The following is a 14,392-nucleotide window of genomic DNA, read 5'->3' as shown; positions in this document are numbered from 1 at the left end:
GACGTACTCGAGTTCGGTGCGGGTGGTCTCTCCCGTCATCGACGCAGAGCGACACGGTGAGCCCATCCCCCGCACAGGAGCGAAACCATGACGATCAGCGACACCACGACCGGAACCGCCTCCCTCGATCTGAGCGAGATCGCGCTCCAGCTCGAGGCGTCGCTGCACCGTCGAGTGCTCATCCGTCCGACAGGATTCGGACGAGCGGTCGATGCGCTGTCGGTCTCGCCGCTGCGCGTCCCCGTGCAGGAGCGCGGTGCTGAGGTCGCGCTCATCCTGATCGACCAGGACGGCCGCCCGCCCCTCACCGCCGACGAGTTCGAAGCGGTCGACGCGGCGTCCGCGCTCGTGCGGTCGGCGTTGCGACGACGAGGGTTCTCCCCCGGGGATCGGGAGTCCCTCCTCGGCGATCTTCTGGACGCGGATGAGTCGGTCCGTCGCGACGCCTATTCGCGCGCGCTTCAGCAGAGGTGGGTGCACCGAGACGGGAGCACCGTCGTGCGCGCTGTGCTGATCGACGCAACCGTCACCGACATCGATCGCATCGCCTTCGGTCGTCACCTCGGCCATCTGCGTCCCGCTCCCGCGTATCTCGTCGCGCTCGAGGGCGGCGCGATCCTGCTCGTCGGCCCCACGACCGATGCCGACTTCGACGAGGAGCTCCGCCGAGAGGCGGAGCGCCGCAGGATGAGGATCCTCGGCATCGGCTCGGCATCTCCGGCGGCGGGTGCCACCGATCTGCGCGGCGCCGCGGATGAGGCGACCATCGCCGCCTCGCTCGCCGCAGCCCTCCCCCAGTTCCACCCGTCGGTCGATGCGAGCGAACTCGGCCTGTGGCGGTTGCTCGCGTCGACTTCGGCCGGCCCCGAGGCCCTTCGGACCATCTCGCCGGCCGCCGACGTGCTCTACTCCCAGCCGGACGACAGCCAGCGCCTCACGATCGAGACGTACCTCGACGTCGGCGCCAACGTGGTCGCCGCGTGCCGGATCCTCTTCCTGCACCGCACGACCCTCTACTACCGGCTCGAGCGCATGCCGTCCGTCGTGAAGGACGCCCTCGACGACGGCGTCAAGCGCAGCTCCCTGCACCTGGCCCTCAAGCTCATCAGACTGTGGGAATCGACCGGTCGGCTTCGTCCCCGGCTCCCGTCGACCTGATGAGGGACACCTCCTTGCGCACTCGCTCGAAGATGAAGGCCTCGCTGCTCCCCGGCCCCAGCATCCGCAGGGCTTCGTCGGCCTCGGCGATCGCGGCGTCGCCCTCGCCCGCGCGGATGAGCGCCCGGATGTGCCGACGCATCATGAGCAGCACGCGCGTGTCGTCGTTCAGCGAGCGGGCGATCGAGATGCCCCTGTCTCCCACCCGCACGGCGTCGTCATAGCGGCCGACGGCGATGTAGGCGTCGACGAGGTCGAGGCACGCCGCGTACTGGGTGACGATGCCCGTGACGCTGTCGGGGGCATCCGCCGCCAGGACCCGCGAGAGGGTGGCCTCGGTCTCCTCGATCGACTCGAGCATCTGACCGCGCCGCCCCTTCACCATCGACGACAGCAGCTGGGCGTTCTCCGATCCCGTGGTCTCATCCGCGCGCGCGAATGCATCGATCGACGCAGACGCCGCCGCATCCGCCTCATCGAGCCGATTCAGGGTCCAGCTCGCCCATCCGATGTAGTACTGCGCCCACCCCTCCTGCGCGAGGTCGCCGGCCCGTCGTGCCGCGGCCAGCGCCGCGCGTCCCGTCCGCACCGCCTGTTCGCGATCGCCCACCTCGACGATCTCGGCCCACGCGACGTAGCCCAGCTGAGCGGCCTCCTGCGCGGGATCATCCAGCTTCCGGGCAGCACTCGCGGCGAGTGAGAAGAATCGATGCCAGTTCCCCCACGTGATCCAGATGTCGGAGTACCAGTGCAGGGCGTCCGCGACGTCGCAGACCACCGCGTCGTCGCCGAGATCGGCGGCGTCGATGTACGCCGGCCACCAGTGCTCGGCTTCCGTTCGGATCCAGGCCGCAGCAGCGTCTGCGCCCGAGAAGCCGCGACCCGAGCGGCCCGGCGCGGTCGGCTCCCGCTGCGGCTCGTACCAGGCCCCCGCCCGCTCCAGGCTGCCGAGCAGCCACGACCGGATGTGATCACGGCGTCGTGCCACCTCGTCGGCTCCGACGGAGGAGTTCAGCTTGCTCCGTCCGAACAGTCGCATGAGGTCGTGCAGACGGTAGCGGTCGCCGCCGCGCGCCTCGAGCATCCCCAGATCGGTGAGATCGTCCAAGCGCGTCTCGACCTCCGCAAGATCCGCCGAACGCACCGCCGCAGCCGCGAGGTGAGCGCCGAACGTCCTGCCGTCGATCAGGGAGATCCAGCGGAACAGCGCGGCGGTGCGCGGGTCGAGCTCGTCGTAGGACAGCGAGATCGCCGCCTCGACCGCGAGGTCGCCCGCGACGAGCAGGCGCAGCCGATCCTCGGAGGTGCGCAACCGGCCGAGCAGATCGTCGACCGTCCATCCGGGACGACTGGCGATGCGGTTGCCGACCACGCGAAGAGCGAGAGGGACGTCGTCGCACAGCGCCGCCACCTCCCCCAGGGAGACATCGTCGTCGTCGTCTGCCTGCGGAATCAGGCGATGCAGGAACGCGATGCTCTCGTCTCGGCGCAGCGGTCCGAGACGCAGCCGGCGCACTCCCTCGAGCCCGGCCAGGCTGCGGCGCGAGGTCACGACAACGACGTCGCCCGCGCAGATCGAGAGGATGGGACGGATCTGGGCTTCGTTCGCGACGTTGTCGAGCAGCACCGAGACCGGCGCGACGTCCACCGCCGCGCGCCACCGCGTCTTGGCCTCCGCGAGGTCAGCGGGCGGTCGCTGTTCCGCGCCGGGGAGCTGCCGCAGCAGGCCGGTCATCGCCTGCAGGGGGCTGAGGGGCGAGGCGCTGAATCCGTCGAGTCCGAGGAAGACCACGGGCAGGTCGGTCGACGGCTTGCCCCGCTCGAGGATCTCGATCGCCGCGGTTGTCTTGCCGATCCCCGGCGCGCCGCTGATGACCAACGCAGGACGCAGCTCGCCCGCCGGCAGAGGGCCGCACAGGACGGTGAGCGCCTCGTCGATCTCGTCGGCGCGTCCGGAGAAGTCGAACACCCGAGCGGGCGATATCGCGCCGGGTCCGTCCGTCTCCAGCGACGCGCGGGGGCGCGAGCGTGCCGCGCGGAGGAAGGCATGTCGATCGGTCGCGTCGAGCCCGAGGCCGTCCGCTAGTGCATCGACCGTGCGACGCTGCGGCGACGCGCTCGCGCCTCGCTCGAGGTCGCCGATCGTGCGGACGCTCACGCCCGATCGGGAGGCGAGTGCTTCCAGAGTCAGGTTCTGACCCACTCGCAACGACCGCAGCAGCCGTCCGAAGGGTGAGGGTTCGATCACGTCGTCCGCCTTTCGCTGAGATCAGCTTGACAGGTCGGCTCGTCGGGGCGATTGCGCGGCGGTTACAGCGTCGTGTCGCGGCCGGACGGGGCGACGGATCAACCCTGCGCGCGTGTCGTCGTGCGTGCACCCGTACGACGCATGACGATCGCCGCCGAGACCGTCGCGACCGACACGATCGAGATGAAGACGAGCAGCACCGTGGTCTGCGACGCGAAGGTGAGGATCACTCCGATCGCGAGCACCGGAAGCGCGAGGCCGCAGTACGCGATGAGGAAGACGAGCGCCAGCGTCTCACCCCGTCGTCCGGGCTCAGCGAGGCCGGAGGCTGTCGCGACCGACGACTTGAACAGCAGCCCCACGCCGACGCCTGCGACGACGCCTCCGACCAGGAACACCGCGAGAGACGGCAGCAGCGTTCCCGCGGCGACGACGATGAGCCCCAGGGCGCAGCAGACGGCCGCGACGGTCAGCTGGATGCGCAGTGGCACCCTGGCGAGGGCCACCTGGCCGGTTGCCGCGGCGGCGAACACGGAACACGCGGTGATCCCCGCGAGAAGGTGATCGTGCTCGCCGAACGTGCTGATGAGGATCGTCGGGGCGAGAGAGGTGAACAGCCCGAACAGCGCGAAACCTGCGAACGCGCCGAAGCCCGCGGCGATGAACGCCGTCTTCGATCGCGGTGGTGCGGCGATGCGCTGCGGCCGGTACGGCCTCGGCTCGCTGGGCGGCGTCACCGTCTCGGGAACGCCGGCCACCGCTGTCGCGGTCGCGATGAGCGCCACGAGGAACACCGCGTGCGGCAGCACGAGCGGCGCGGGGAGGAACTCGGCGAACAGGCCGCCGATCAGCGGACCGAGAGCCAATCCGCCGAGGTTCGCGGCGCCGGCCACGGACGCGGCGACGATCGCATTCTCGCTGGGGCGCGCCTGGGCGCGCAGCTCGCCGAGATGCGCGGTTGCGGTGGCGGTGAGGATGCCGACGCTCGCGCCGTTCACGAGCCGTGCGGCGAGCAGTCCGGGCACCTCGTGCCACGCCAGGAAGAGAACGGCGCTGAGAGCCGCGATGAGGATCGCGATCACCAGCATCCGCCGTCGCCCCATCCAGTCGCTGACGTGCCCGAGCAGGAAGAGACTGAGCACCACGCCGACGGCGAAGGCCGCGAAGATCAGGGTGATGACCGAGACCGGGAACCCGTCGACCTCTTGGTACAGCGGGTAGAGCGGGGTCGGCACGGTCGCGTACGCCATCACGAGCAGGAAGGCGCAGGCGACCACCCAGAATCCCACCCCGTGCGAGATCCGGGAGTTCGACATGATCGAGACGCTACCGTCGTGCCCGCCGCCCCGCACCGGACGGATGTCGAAGACAGGCGCGCGCATTCTGTACAGATGTCGAGCGCTCCGCGAGGACGGTCGAGTTAACGTGGTCGCGCTCCCACGAAGCTGACGTGGGGCGTTCGACAGTCGACCGGGATCCCTCCCGGACGGCGGAAACCTGGAGGCTGATCATGGCGTTCGTGACCACGGATGATGGCGCAGAGATCTATTACAAGGACTGGGGCAGCCCCGATGCGCAGCCCATCATGTTCCACCACGGCTGGCCGCTCTCGTCGGATGACTGGGATGCGCAGATGCTGTTCTTCCTCGACAAGGGCTACCGCGTCATCGCGAGCGACCGCCGGGGTCACGGAAGGTCGTCGCAGATCGGCACCGGCCATGACATGGACCATTACGCCAGCGACGCCTCGGCCGTCGTCGAGCACCTCGACCTTCGCAACGTGGTGCACATCGGCCACTCGACGGGTGGCGGCCAGGTCGCACGCTACGTGGCGCAGTACGGACAGCCGCAGGGGCGTGTCGCCAAGGCGGTGCTCGTCTCCGCCGTCCCGCCGCTGATGCTGCAGACCGAGGCGAACCCCGAGGGTCTTCCGCTGTCGGTGTTCGACGGCTTCCGCGACGCTCTGGCGGCCAACCGCGCCGAGTTCTTCCAGGCCGTGGCCTCCGGCCCGTTCTACGGGTTCAACCGCGAGGGCGTGGAGCTCTCCGAGCCCGTCGTCGCGAACTGGTGGCGCCAGGGCATGACCGGCAGCGCGCTCGCACACTACGCCGGCATCAAGGCCTTCTCCGAGACCGACCAGACCGCTGATCTCCAGGCGATCACGGTGCCTGTCCTCGTCCTCCAGGGCGACGACGACCAGGTCGTCCCCTACAAGGATGCCGCGGTGAAGCAGGCCGAGCTCCTCACCGACGCGACCCTCAAGATCTACGAGGGATTCCCGCACGGGATGCTGACGACGCACGCCGATGTCATCAACCCCGACATCCTGGCGTTCATCCAGCAGTAGCCGCCACGCGGCACCACGATGGCGCATCCGGACGAACAGCCCGGGTGCGCCATCGCTATGCGCCGGCGAGACCGGCCCCGGCCGCCTCGAAGGCCGCAGCGAGCAGCCCGATGGCCAACGCTTCGCGCAGGGGCTCGAGCGGCTGGTGCGGTCTGGGGTCCTCGTCGGGGCCCTGCTCCGGGCGTGGGTCGCGGTCTCGACGGCGCGGAACGAGATGCGCATGCACATGCGACTCCCCCGCGACGGAGAGTGCGACGTCGACGCGATCGGCTCCTGTCGCTCGACAGATGATGTCGGAGGCGAACTGGATATCGATCTGGAAGAGCTCGGTGATCTCCGTCGGCGCATCGGCGATGTCGTCGTAGTGATCCCGGAGGCTCAGGATGCTGCGCCCGGGGAACCGGGCGTCGGAGAACAGTCCGACACGCGAGACCGTCAGCCGGCCCACCGGATGGGCCACGACGAACTCACACTCTCGACAGGTGGTCACGTGGCCTCCTTCCCGGCACTCCTCGGCGTCCACGAGTCGCTGGGAGGCCAGGAAAACTCTACGAGCGGCGCGAGGCCGAGCGCAGTTACCGGCCTGGGGGTAGCCAGTCGTGCGATGGCGGACTAGAGTTCGCGACCGGCCGCTCGATCCGACGGCATTCCTCGTCGTTCCTCAGAGACGTCTTAGAAGCGGCTTCGTAGCGTCCGTTTCGTGACTACAACGATGACAGCGGCCAGACCCCGGATTCGCCGCGAGATGCTGAGCATGGTTCCCGAGATCACGCTGTGGTTCTGGATCATCAAGATCCTCTGCACCACGGTGGGCGAGAGTTTCGCCGATTGGATCAACATGTCCCTGGGCGTGGGGCTCGAGAACACAGCCCTGATCTTCACAGCCGTGTTCGCGGTCGTACTCGGATGGCAGCTGCGGCTGCGGAGGTACGTGCCGTTCGTGTACTGGCTCACGGTGGTCGTGGTGAGCGTGACGGGCACGCTCTATACCGACATCCTCACCGACACCCTCGGGGTTCCGCTTGCGGTGAGCACGGCGGTGTTCGCGGGGCTGTTGGCTGTCGTGTTCGGGGTGTGGTGGTTCAGTCAGCGAACGCTGTCGATCCACAGCATCACGACGACACCGCGGGAGTTGTTCTACTGGCTGGCGATCCTGGTGACGTTCGCGCTCGGCACGGCGGCGGGCGATTGGATCTTGGAACTCACCGGCTGGGGCCCCGGGGTCTCGGTGCTGCTGCCCGCGGGCCTGATCGTGGCGGTCGTCGCGGGATGGCGGATGGGCGGTAACGCGGTCCTGGCCTTCTGGCTCGCGTACATCCTGACGCGGCCACTGGGGGCGAACCTCGGCGACTGGTTCGGGCTGCCAGCGGACCAGCAGGGGCTCGGGCTGGGCGTCGCTCTCACCAGCGTGATGTTTCTGGTCGCGATCCTCGCGACTGTGGTCTATCTCACGATCACCCGCGCAGACGTCGTCGACACGAAACCGCCGGCGACGCCCACCACAAGGAAGAGTGAACGGCGCGTCCTCGGCTTCTACGCCATCGTGGCCGTGTTGACGATTGCACTCCTCATCTGGGCAGCCGCGCAGCCGCACTCGACCGCGCCGGCCAGCGAAGGCGAGGGCCCGGCGGCATCGGTCACACTGCCCCCGGGGACATCCGCCACATCGAAGTTCCCTGCGCCGACCGTAGCTGAGTTCCGTGCCATCACGGCAGACACCCTCTCAATGATCCGGGCGGGGAAGCAGAAGGCCGCAGCTGCGCGGATCACCGACTTGGAGAAGGCATGGGACGACGCCCAGTCGACGCTGCAGCCTCTCGATGACACGGGATGGACCTACATCGACGGGCAGATCGACGCAGCCCTGACTGCAGTGCGAGCAGACGCACCCAAACCGCCGGACGAGACCGCGGCGTTGACGACGTTGCTGGCCACGCTCGAATGACCGAGACGACTCGTTCGACCTGAGCTGTAACGCACAGGTCAAGAGCAGCTGCTGAGGAAAGTGGAACGCATGACCCCTGTACGACGCCTTTCGCCGTGCGTGTTCTGGCTCATCGCGGGCGCGATGTTCGCCGCCATCGAAGCACTCGGCCTCATCGTCAGCGGCGACTCGTCCATCACCGCCGCCGAGACGAATGCCGTTGTCGCGGTGAACGGCTTCCATGCCCCCGTGTTGGATGCGATCGCCCTGACCATCGATGTCGTCTTCGGGCCACGGTTCGCGGTCCTCGTGACTGTGCTGGCGGTCGTGGTCGCGGGCCTGATCGGGCGGTCGTGGTGGACCGCGCTGCGCATTGCCATCCTGATCGCGATCCCGTGGGCTGCGGCTGACATCATCAAAGTGATCATCCAGCGGCCGCGCCCGGACATGACTCTGCTCGCGCATCCGCTTCTCGTGGAGCCGACCTCGTTCAGTTATCCCAGCGGGCATACGGCATTCGCGACCGCGCTCGGGATGAGCGCCGTGGTGACGCTCGCCGGGTGGCGATATCGGGCAGCGGCGGTCGTGGTGGCAACCGTGGTCGCGCTGACGACGGCGTGGTCGCGCATGTACCTTGGAGCGCACTACCCCTCCGACATGCTCGGCTCGTTGCTCCTTGTCCCAGTGTGGAGCCTGTGCCTCGGGATGATCACGAGGAACAGTCGCCTCTTGCAGCCCCGTCCGCGAGAAGAAGAGGTGGCTGCACGCGACCGCGTGGCGCATTCTGGCATGACAACAGAAGATTCCTGACCGAGGAAGGAGCAGTGATGCCATCAGTCAACCGACCGCGCCTCCTCCTGGTCGAAGATGACCCTCAGCTGGGTCCGCTCATCGCGCGGGTGCTCGACGACGTCTACGACGTGACCCTGTTCGCTGACGGTGCAGAAGCCCTCAGCAATGCCCAGGAACAGCGTTACGACGCGATGATCATCGACCGCCGACTCCCGATCGTCGACGGCATCTCCATCGTCGAGACCCTCCGGCGGGGAAACGTCACAACGCCCATGCTCATCCTCACAGCCCTCGGCAGCGTGCACGACAAAGTACGCGGCCTGGACGCCGGGGCCAACGACTACCTGGTCAAGCCGTTCGAGTTCGACGAACTCTTCGCCCGGCTGCGCGCGATCCGCCGCGTCTCCAACGGCGAGGGCCCCTTCGTCCGTATCGGCGGATGGGAGTTCTACCCGGAGTCCCGAGCCGTCTACTCCCCCTACAACGGTCGAACCATACTCACGGACCGGGAGACGGAGTTGCTGACACTGCTCGCCGCCCACCCCGACCGGACCTTCAGCCGCGAGGACATCCTCGAAGCGGTGTTCTCCCCTACCGACACTCCCGGCACCGTCGACACCTACGTCCACTACCTCCGCCGAAAGACCGACATCGACATCGTCACGACGGTCCGCGGGCGCGGATATCGACTGGGTCAGCTGTGAGCCGCGACCGATCGTCACTCGACTCGGACGCACGACTCGTCCGAGCTGCCGCGAGACGCGTCGGCATCTGGATCGCCGTCACCGTCTCGGCTCTCGTCATCGGCGTCCTGGTCGCCGCTTTCCTGATCGTGTTCAGTCAGATCCCGCCCGACCACCTGCTCTCACCCGGCGGGCAGGAGATGACGGTCGACATCGAAGGTGTCGACATCGTCGTCGGGGCCGTCTGCCTCGGCGTCGTCGCGATCATCCTCGCCGGGACGATCGCGCTTTTGGCCACTCGCCGAGCGGTCACACCCCTCATCGATGCGCTGCAACGTCAACGACGCTTCGTCGCCGACGCCTCGCATGAACTCCGTACACCGCTCGCCATCCTCGACGCCCGCCTCCAGGTCCTCCAGCGCGCATCCGGCCCGAACGACCCGAACGCCGACATCATCACTGAACTGCGTGACGACTCGCGCAACCTCACCGCCGTCGTCACGGACCTCCTCGACTCCCTCGACACCGCACCGGTCGACGTAGACCCCACAGCCTCAGTCAACGACACCATGGCGTCCGCAGCGACAGCGATGACCATGATCGCTCAACAGCGCGACATCGAAATCGTGACGACAGCCACCTCGCCGGGCGTCTCCGTCGAGATCCCCGAAGCGAGCCTTCGACGCAGTCTCATCGCTCTCCTCGACAACGCCGTCAAGCATTCGCCTCCCGGCGTCGTGGAGCTCAAAGCTCGAGCAGAGCGCCGAACCGTGGCGATCACCGTGATCGACCACGGACCCGGCATCCAGGGGATCGACCCACACCGCATCTTCGACCGCTTCGCCCGCTCCTCAGCCGCCGTCGACGGCGGCGGCAACGCACGTACGGGCTTCGGAATCGGCCTCGCACTCGTGCGAGACACGGTCATCCGACACGGCGGGACGATCGCGATCGAGTCGACATCTCCCGACGGCACCGCCCTGACCTTGACACTGCGGCGAAGCGGCACTCGCACCGGCGCCGCTTCTTCAGAGGTGGGCCCTGCCGGGATCGAACCGACGACATCCACGGTGTAAACGTGGCGCTCTACCAGCTGAGCTAAAGGCCCTGGTGCATCCAGTCTACAGATGACCCGGTGCGCGCTGATGTCGTGGAAGAGGGATAGGCTGAGGGCGGCACGCGTTGTGCACAGCCGACAAGGCTGCCCGCGTCGCTTCCCGTTTCATTGGCATGACCTGCCAGCTTGACGAAAGGCTCCCCGTGACTGTGCACGACCAGGATCCGTATTCCCAGGGCCCCCTCGACAGCGATCCGGAAGAGACGGGTGAGTGGCAGCAGTCGCTCGACGAGCTCGTCGACGCCAAGGGCCACGGTCGCGGCCGCGAGATCATGCTCAGCCTGCTCAAGCGCTCGAAGGAGCTGCACCTGGGCGTGCCGATGGTCCCGACCACCGACTACATCAACACGATCGCGCCGGAGAACGAGCCCGAGTTCCCGGGTGACGAAGAGGTCGAGCGCCGGTACCGCGCGTGGATCCGGTGGAACGCCGCGATCACCGTGCACCGCGCGCAGCGTCCCGGCATCGGCGTCGGCGGCCACATCTCGACCTATGCGTCGTCGGCCGCGCTGTACGAGGTCGGCTTCAACCACTTCTTCAAGGGTGCAGACCACCCCGGCGGTGCCGACCAGATCTTCATCCAGGGCCACGCCTCCCCCGGAACCTACGCGCGCTCGTACCTCGAGGGCCGCCTGAGCGAAGACCAGCTCGACGGCTTCCGCCAGGAGAAGTCGCACGCACCGCACGGCATCCCGTCGTACCCGCACCCGCGTCTGATGCCGGAGTACTGGCAGTTCCCGACCGTGTCGATGGGCCTGGGTCCGATCAACGCCATCTATCAGGCGATGTCGAACAAGTACCTCGAGAACCGCGGCATCAAGGACACCTCTCAGTCGCACGTCTGGGCGTTCCTCGGCGACGGCGAGATGGACGAGGTCGAGAGCCGTGGTCAGCTGCAGGTCGCAGCCAACGAGGGTCTCGACAACCTCACGTTCATCGTCAACTGCAACCTGCAGCGCCTCGACGGCCCGGTGCGCGGCAACGGCAAGATCGTCCAGGAGCTCGAGTCGTTCTTCCGCGGTGCCGGATGGAACGTCATCAAGGTCGTGTGGGGTCGCGAATGGGACGACCTGCTCGCCCGCGACACCGAGGGCGCTCTGCTCAACCTCATGAACGTCACCCCCGACGGTGACTACCAGACCTACAAGGCCGAGTCCGGCGCGTACGTCCGCGAGCACTTCTTCGGCCGCGACGAGCGTGCCGCCGCCCTCGTCAAGGACTACTCCGACGACGACATCTGGAACCTCAAGCGCGGTGGCCACGACTACCGCAAGGTCTACGCCGCGTTCAAGGCCGCGACCGAGCACAAGGGCAAGCCCACCGTCATTCTCGCGAAGACCGTCAAGGGCTACGGCCTGGGTCCGCACTTCGAGGGCCGCAACGCGACCCACCAGATGAAGAAGATGACGCTGGACAACCTCAAGACGTTCCGCGACGCGATGCACATCCCGATCACGGATGCGCAGCTCGAGGAGAACCCGTACCTGCCCCCGTACTACAACCCGGGTCCGCAGGACGAGACGATCCAGTACATGCTCGAGCGCCGCCAGGCTCTCGGCGGCTACCTGCCGGAGCGTCGTTCCACCCACGTCGGGCTCTCGCTCCCCGACGACGCCGCGTACGCTCTGCCCAAGAAGGGCTCCGGCACACAGGAGATCGCCACGACCATGGCGTTCGTCCGTCTGCTGAAGGACCTGCTGCGCTCGAAGGACTTCGGTCACCGCATCGTGCCGATCATCCCCGACGAGGCTCGCACGTTCGGAATGGACGCCTACTTCCCGTCGGCGAAGATCTACAACCCGAACGGCCAGCACTACACCTCGGTCGACCGTGAGCTCCTGCTCGCCTACAAGGAGAGCCCGCAGGGCCAGATCGTGCACGTCGGCATCAACGAGGCGGGTGCCCTCGCGGCGTTCACCGCGGCCGGCACCTCCTACGCCACGCACGGCGAGCCGCTGATCCCGGTCTACCTCTTCTATTCGATGTTCGGCTTCCAGCGCACCGGCGACGCCCAGTGGGCGGCCGGCGACCAGATGGCCCGCGGGTTCATCATGGGCGCGACCGCGGGTCGCACGACGCTGACGGGTGAGGGCCTGCAGCACGCCGACGGCCACTCGCACCTGCTCGCCGCCACCAACCCGGCGACGATCTCGTACGACCCTGCGTACGGCTACGAGATCGCGCACATCATGCGCTCCGGTCTCGAGCGCATGTACGGCGGCAACCACGAAGACCCGAACGTCATGTACTACATCACGCTCTACAACGAGCCGATGGTGATGCCGGCCGAGCCGGAGAACGTGGATGTCGACGGCATCGTGCGCGGTATCCACCGCGTCTCCGTCGGCGAAGGCGAGGGCCCGCGTGCCCAGCTCTTCGCGTCGGGTGTCGGACTCCCCTGGGCGCTCGAGGCGCAGGAGCTGCTGAAGAACGACTGGGGCGTGATCGCCGACGTCTGGTCGGTCACCTCCTGGACCGAGCTGCGCCGCGACGGCCTCGCCGCCGACGAGCACAACTTCCTGCACCCCGAAGAAGAGCCGCGCACCGCGTACCTCACGCAGAAGCTGCAGGGTGCCGAAGGCCCCGTCGTCGCCGTGAGCGACTACATGCACGCCGTGCAGGACCAGATCCGTCCGTGGGTCCCGCAGCGTTTCGCTACGCTCGGTGCCGATGGCTTCGGCTTCTCCGACACGCGCGCGGCCGCTCGTCGCTTCTTCAAGATCGACGGCCCGTCGATCGTCGTCCGCACGCTGCAGTCGCTCGCCGAAGACGGGGTCGTCGACCGGTCTCTCGCCGCGCAGGCCATCCAGAAGTACAGCCTGCACGACGTGAACGCCGGCACCAGCGGCAACGCGGGCGGCGAAAGCTGAGTCATCGGTGACGGGTTCCTCTTCGCGCGGCATGGACAAATCCGCCACGCTCACCTGGCTGCGCCGGATCTCCGGTGACATCGCCTCGGTGACGATCAAGCGCCTCGAGGACACCCTGCCGTGGTACGCCGACATGCCACCAGCCCGCCGCTCTGCGGTGGGGCTGGTGGCTCAGGCGGGCATCACCTCGTTCATCCAGTGGTACGAGGATCCGACGTCGACGCCGTGGATCGCCGCCGACATCTTCGCGGCGGCACCGCGCGAGCTGCTCCGCAGCGTCAGTCTGCAGCAGACCCTGCAGCTGATCCGCGTCACCGTCGAGGTGACGGAAGAGCGGGTCGCAGGTCGCGGGGCCGACCTTCGCGAGGCGATCCTCCTCTACTCCCGCGACGTCGCCTTCGCTGCCGCCGACGTCTACGCACGTGCCGCTGAGGCCCGCGGCCTGTGGGATGCCAGGCTCGAGGCACTCGTCGTCGACTCGATCCTCACCGGCGAGGCCGACGAGGAGCTGCCGAGTCGGATCGCAGCTCTGGGCTGGCACGGACACGGTGAGGTCGCGGTGCTGGTCGGCACGACTCCCCCGCAGTTCGATGTCGATCTGGTGCGTCGCACGGCTCGCAAGCTCGCCGTCGACGTGCTGATCGGCGTGCAGGGCTCGCGTCTCGTGCTCGTGATCGGTCGGGCGCGCGCCGCCGGCCAGGAACTCGCAGAGGGCGAAGAGGAGGAACTCGGCTTCGAAGAGATCGCCGCGCGCCTCGAGCCCTCCTTCGGCCCGGGCTACGTCGTGCTCGGGCCCGCGGTCGCCGCACTCGTCGATGCGAGCCAGAGCGCTCGAGCCGCCCTCGCCGGTTTCGCCGTGGCACGGGCGTGGCGGAGCGCTCCCCGACCCGTCGACGCCGACGATCTGCTCCCCGAACGTGCCCTCGCCGGTGATCCGCTCGCCAAACAGACTCTGATCGAGCGCATCTACCGGCCTCTGCAGGCGCATTCGACAGACCTGGTCACGACGCTCTGGAGCTACCTCGACAACGGCCGATCGCTCGAGGCCACCGCTCGCGAGCTCTTCGTGCACCCGAACACGGTGCGCTACCGCTTGAAGCGCGTCAGCGAGGTGATCGGCTGGGATGCGACGGGTCCGCGCGAGGCCCTGATCCTGCAGACGGCGCTCATCCTCGGTTCGATCGGCGCCGCCGATCAGGTTCGACGTCGCCCGCCGCTGCGGCGACCCTCCCGCTGAGGTTCACCGATAGCGC

General features: G+C 68.0%; 11 protein-coding genes and 1 tRNA gene. 8 read left to right on the top strand and 4 right to left on the bottom strand.

Going from position 1 to position 14,392, the window contains the following annotated elements:
- Positions 1-87: 87 nt before the first annotated feature.
- Positions 88-1,158 (top strand): helix-turn-helix domain-containing protein, encoded by a 1,071-nt coding sequence (locus AB0N61_RS05000; protein WP_363362189.1) that lies wholly within the window; start codon positions 88-90, stop codon positions 1,156-1,158.
- Here the strand turns inward: AB0N61_RS05000 and AB0N61_RS04995 are convergent.
- Together AB0N61_RS04995 and AB0N61_RS04990 are read right to left on the bottom strand one after the other, a co-directional pair.
- Positions 1,106-3,406, bottom strand: coding sequence for a helix-turn-helix transcriptional regulator (locus AB0N61_RS04995; RefSeq protein WP_363362187.1), 2,301 nt, complete (start codon positions 3,404-3,406; stop codon positions 1,106-1,108). The genes AB0N61_RS05000 and AB0N61_RS04995 overlap by 53 nt on opposite strands.
- A gap of 98 nt (positions 3,407-3,504) precedes the next feature.
- Positions 3,505-4,722, bottom strand: a complete 1,218-nt coding sequence (locus AB0N61_RS04990) for an MFS transporter (RefSeq protein WP_363362186.1) — start codon at positions 4,720-4,722, stop codon at positions 3,505-3,507.
- Between the two features lie 194 nt (positions 4,723-4,916).
- On the opposite strand from AB0N61_RS04990, the gene AB0N61_RS04985 reads away from it, so the two are divergent.
- The gene (locus tag AB0N61_RS04985; RefSeq protein ID WP_363362184.1) at positions 4,917-5,753 is read left to right on the top strand and encodes an alpha/beta hydrolase; all 837 of its coding nucleotides are present in this window, start codon (positions 4,917-4,919) and stop codon (positions 5,751-5,753) included.
- A gap of 55 nt (positions 5,754-5,808) precedes the next feature.
- Here AB0N61_RS04985 and AB0N61_RS04980 read toward each other — a convergent pair whose 3' ends face one another.
- Positions 5,809-6,243: a hypothetical protein gene (locus AB0N61_RS04980; protein ID WP_363362183.1), complete on the bottom strand. Its 435-nt coding sequence runs from the start codon at positions 6,241-6,243 to the stop codon at positions 5,809-5,811.
- Between the two features lie 264 nt (positions 6,244-6,507).
- Here AB0N61_RS04980 and AB0N61_RS04975 point away from each other — a divergent pair, with 264 nt between their 5' ends.
- The 4 genes from AB0N61_RS04975 (at position 6,508) to AB0N61_RS04960 (ending at position 10,228) form a co-directional block, all read left to right on the top strand.
- Complete coding sequence (locus AB0N61_RS04975; protein ID WP_363362181.1) at positions 6,508-7,698, top strand: hypothetical protein; 1,191 nt, start codon at positions 6,508-6,510, stop codon at positions 7,696-7,698.
- Positions 7,699-7,797: 99 nt separating this feature from the next.
- On the top strand, positions 7,798-8,487 hold the full coding sequence (locus AB0N61_RS04970; RefSeq protein ID WP_363362180.1) for a phosphatase PAP2 family protein: 690 nt from the start codon (positions 7,798-7,800) through the stop codon (positions 8,485-8,487).
- A 17-nt stretch (positions 8,488-8,504) separates the two neighbouring features.
- Positions 8,505-9,173: a response regulator transcription factor gene (locus AB0N61_RS04965; protein WP_363362178.1), complete on the top strand. Its 669-nt coding sequence runs from the start codon at positions 8,505-8,507 to the stop codon at positions 9,171-9,173.
- Positions 9,174-9,352: 179 nt separating this feature from the next.
- Positions 9,353-10,228 carry a HAMP domain-containing sensor histidine kinase gene (locus AB0N61_RS04960; RefSeq protein WP_363363154.1) on the top strand — a complete coding sequence of 292 codons (876 nt, stop codon included), beginning with the start codon at positions 9,353-9,355 and terminating at the stop codon, positions 10,226-10,228.
- Here the strand turns inward: AB0N61_RS04960 and AB0N61_RS04955 are convergent.
- Positions 10,188-10,260 (bottom strand) — tRNA-Val (locus AB0N61_RS04955). The two genes, AB0N61_RS04960 and AB0N61_RS04955, sit on opposite strands and share 41 nt — an antisense overlap.
- Before the next feature lie 152 nt (positions 10,261-10,412).
- On the opposite strand from AB0N61_RS04955, the gene aceE reads away from it, so the two are divergent.
- On the top strand, positions 10,413-13,139 hold the full coding sequence (gene aceE / locus AB0N61_RS04950; RefSeq protein WP_363362176.1) for a pyruvate dehydrogenase (acetyl-transferring), homodimeric type: 2,727 nt from the start codon (positions 10,413-10,415) through the stop codon (positions 13,137-13,139).
- A gap of 31 nt (positions 13,140-13,170) precedes the next feature.
- Positions 13,171-14,376: a PucR family transcriptional regulator gene (locus AB0N61_RS04945; protein WP_167945109.1), complete on the top strand. Its 1,206-nt coding sequence runs from the start codon at positions 13,171-13,173 to the stop codon at positions 14,374-14,376.
- The last annotated feature ends 16 nt before the right edge of the window (positions 14,377-14,392 follow it).

Origin of the sequence: Microbacterium sp. NPDC089320, from assembly GCF_040684875.1 — a bacterium.
GTDB lineage: Bacteria > Actinomycetota > Actinomycetes > Actinomycetales > Microbacteriaceae > Microbacterium.
The sequence above is the reverse complement of the archived record's forward strand: the minus strand, read 5'-3'. Positions and strand labels throughout refer to the sequence as shown.

What these genes read in the sequence shown, in the direction of transcription:
- AB0N61_RS05000 (WP_363362189.1), top strand. Translation starts at nt 88, where the DNA reads ATGACGATCAGCGACACCACGACCGGAACCGCCTCCCTCGATCTGAGC.
- AB0N61_RS04990 (WP_363362186.1), bottom strand. Translation starts at nt 4,722, where the DNA reads ATGTCGAACTCCCGGATCTCGCACGGGGTGGGATTCTGGGTGGTCGCC.
- AB0N61_RS04985 (WP_363362184.1), top strand. Translation starts at nt 4,917, where the DNA reads ATGGCGTTCGTGACCACGGATGATGGCGCAGAGATCTATTACAAGGAC.
- AB0N61_RS04975 (WP_363362181.1), top strand. Translation starts at nt 6,508, where the DNA reads ATGGTTCCCGAGATCACGCTGTGGTTCTGGATCATCAAGATCCTCTGC.
- AB0N61_RS04965 (WP_363362178.1), top strand. Translation starts at nt 8,505, where the DNA reads ATGCCATCAGTCAACCGACCGCGCCTCCTCCTGGTCGAAGATGACCCT.
- AB0N61_RS04960 (WP_363363154.1), top strand. Translation starts at nt 9,353, where the DNA reads ATGACGGTCGACATCGAAGGTGTCGACATCGTCGTCGGGGCCGTCTGC.
- AB0N61_RS04945 (WP_167945109.1), top strand. Translation starts at nt 13,171, where the DNA reads ATGGACAAATCCGCCACGCTCACCTGGCTGCGCCGGATCTCCGGTGAC.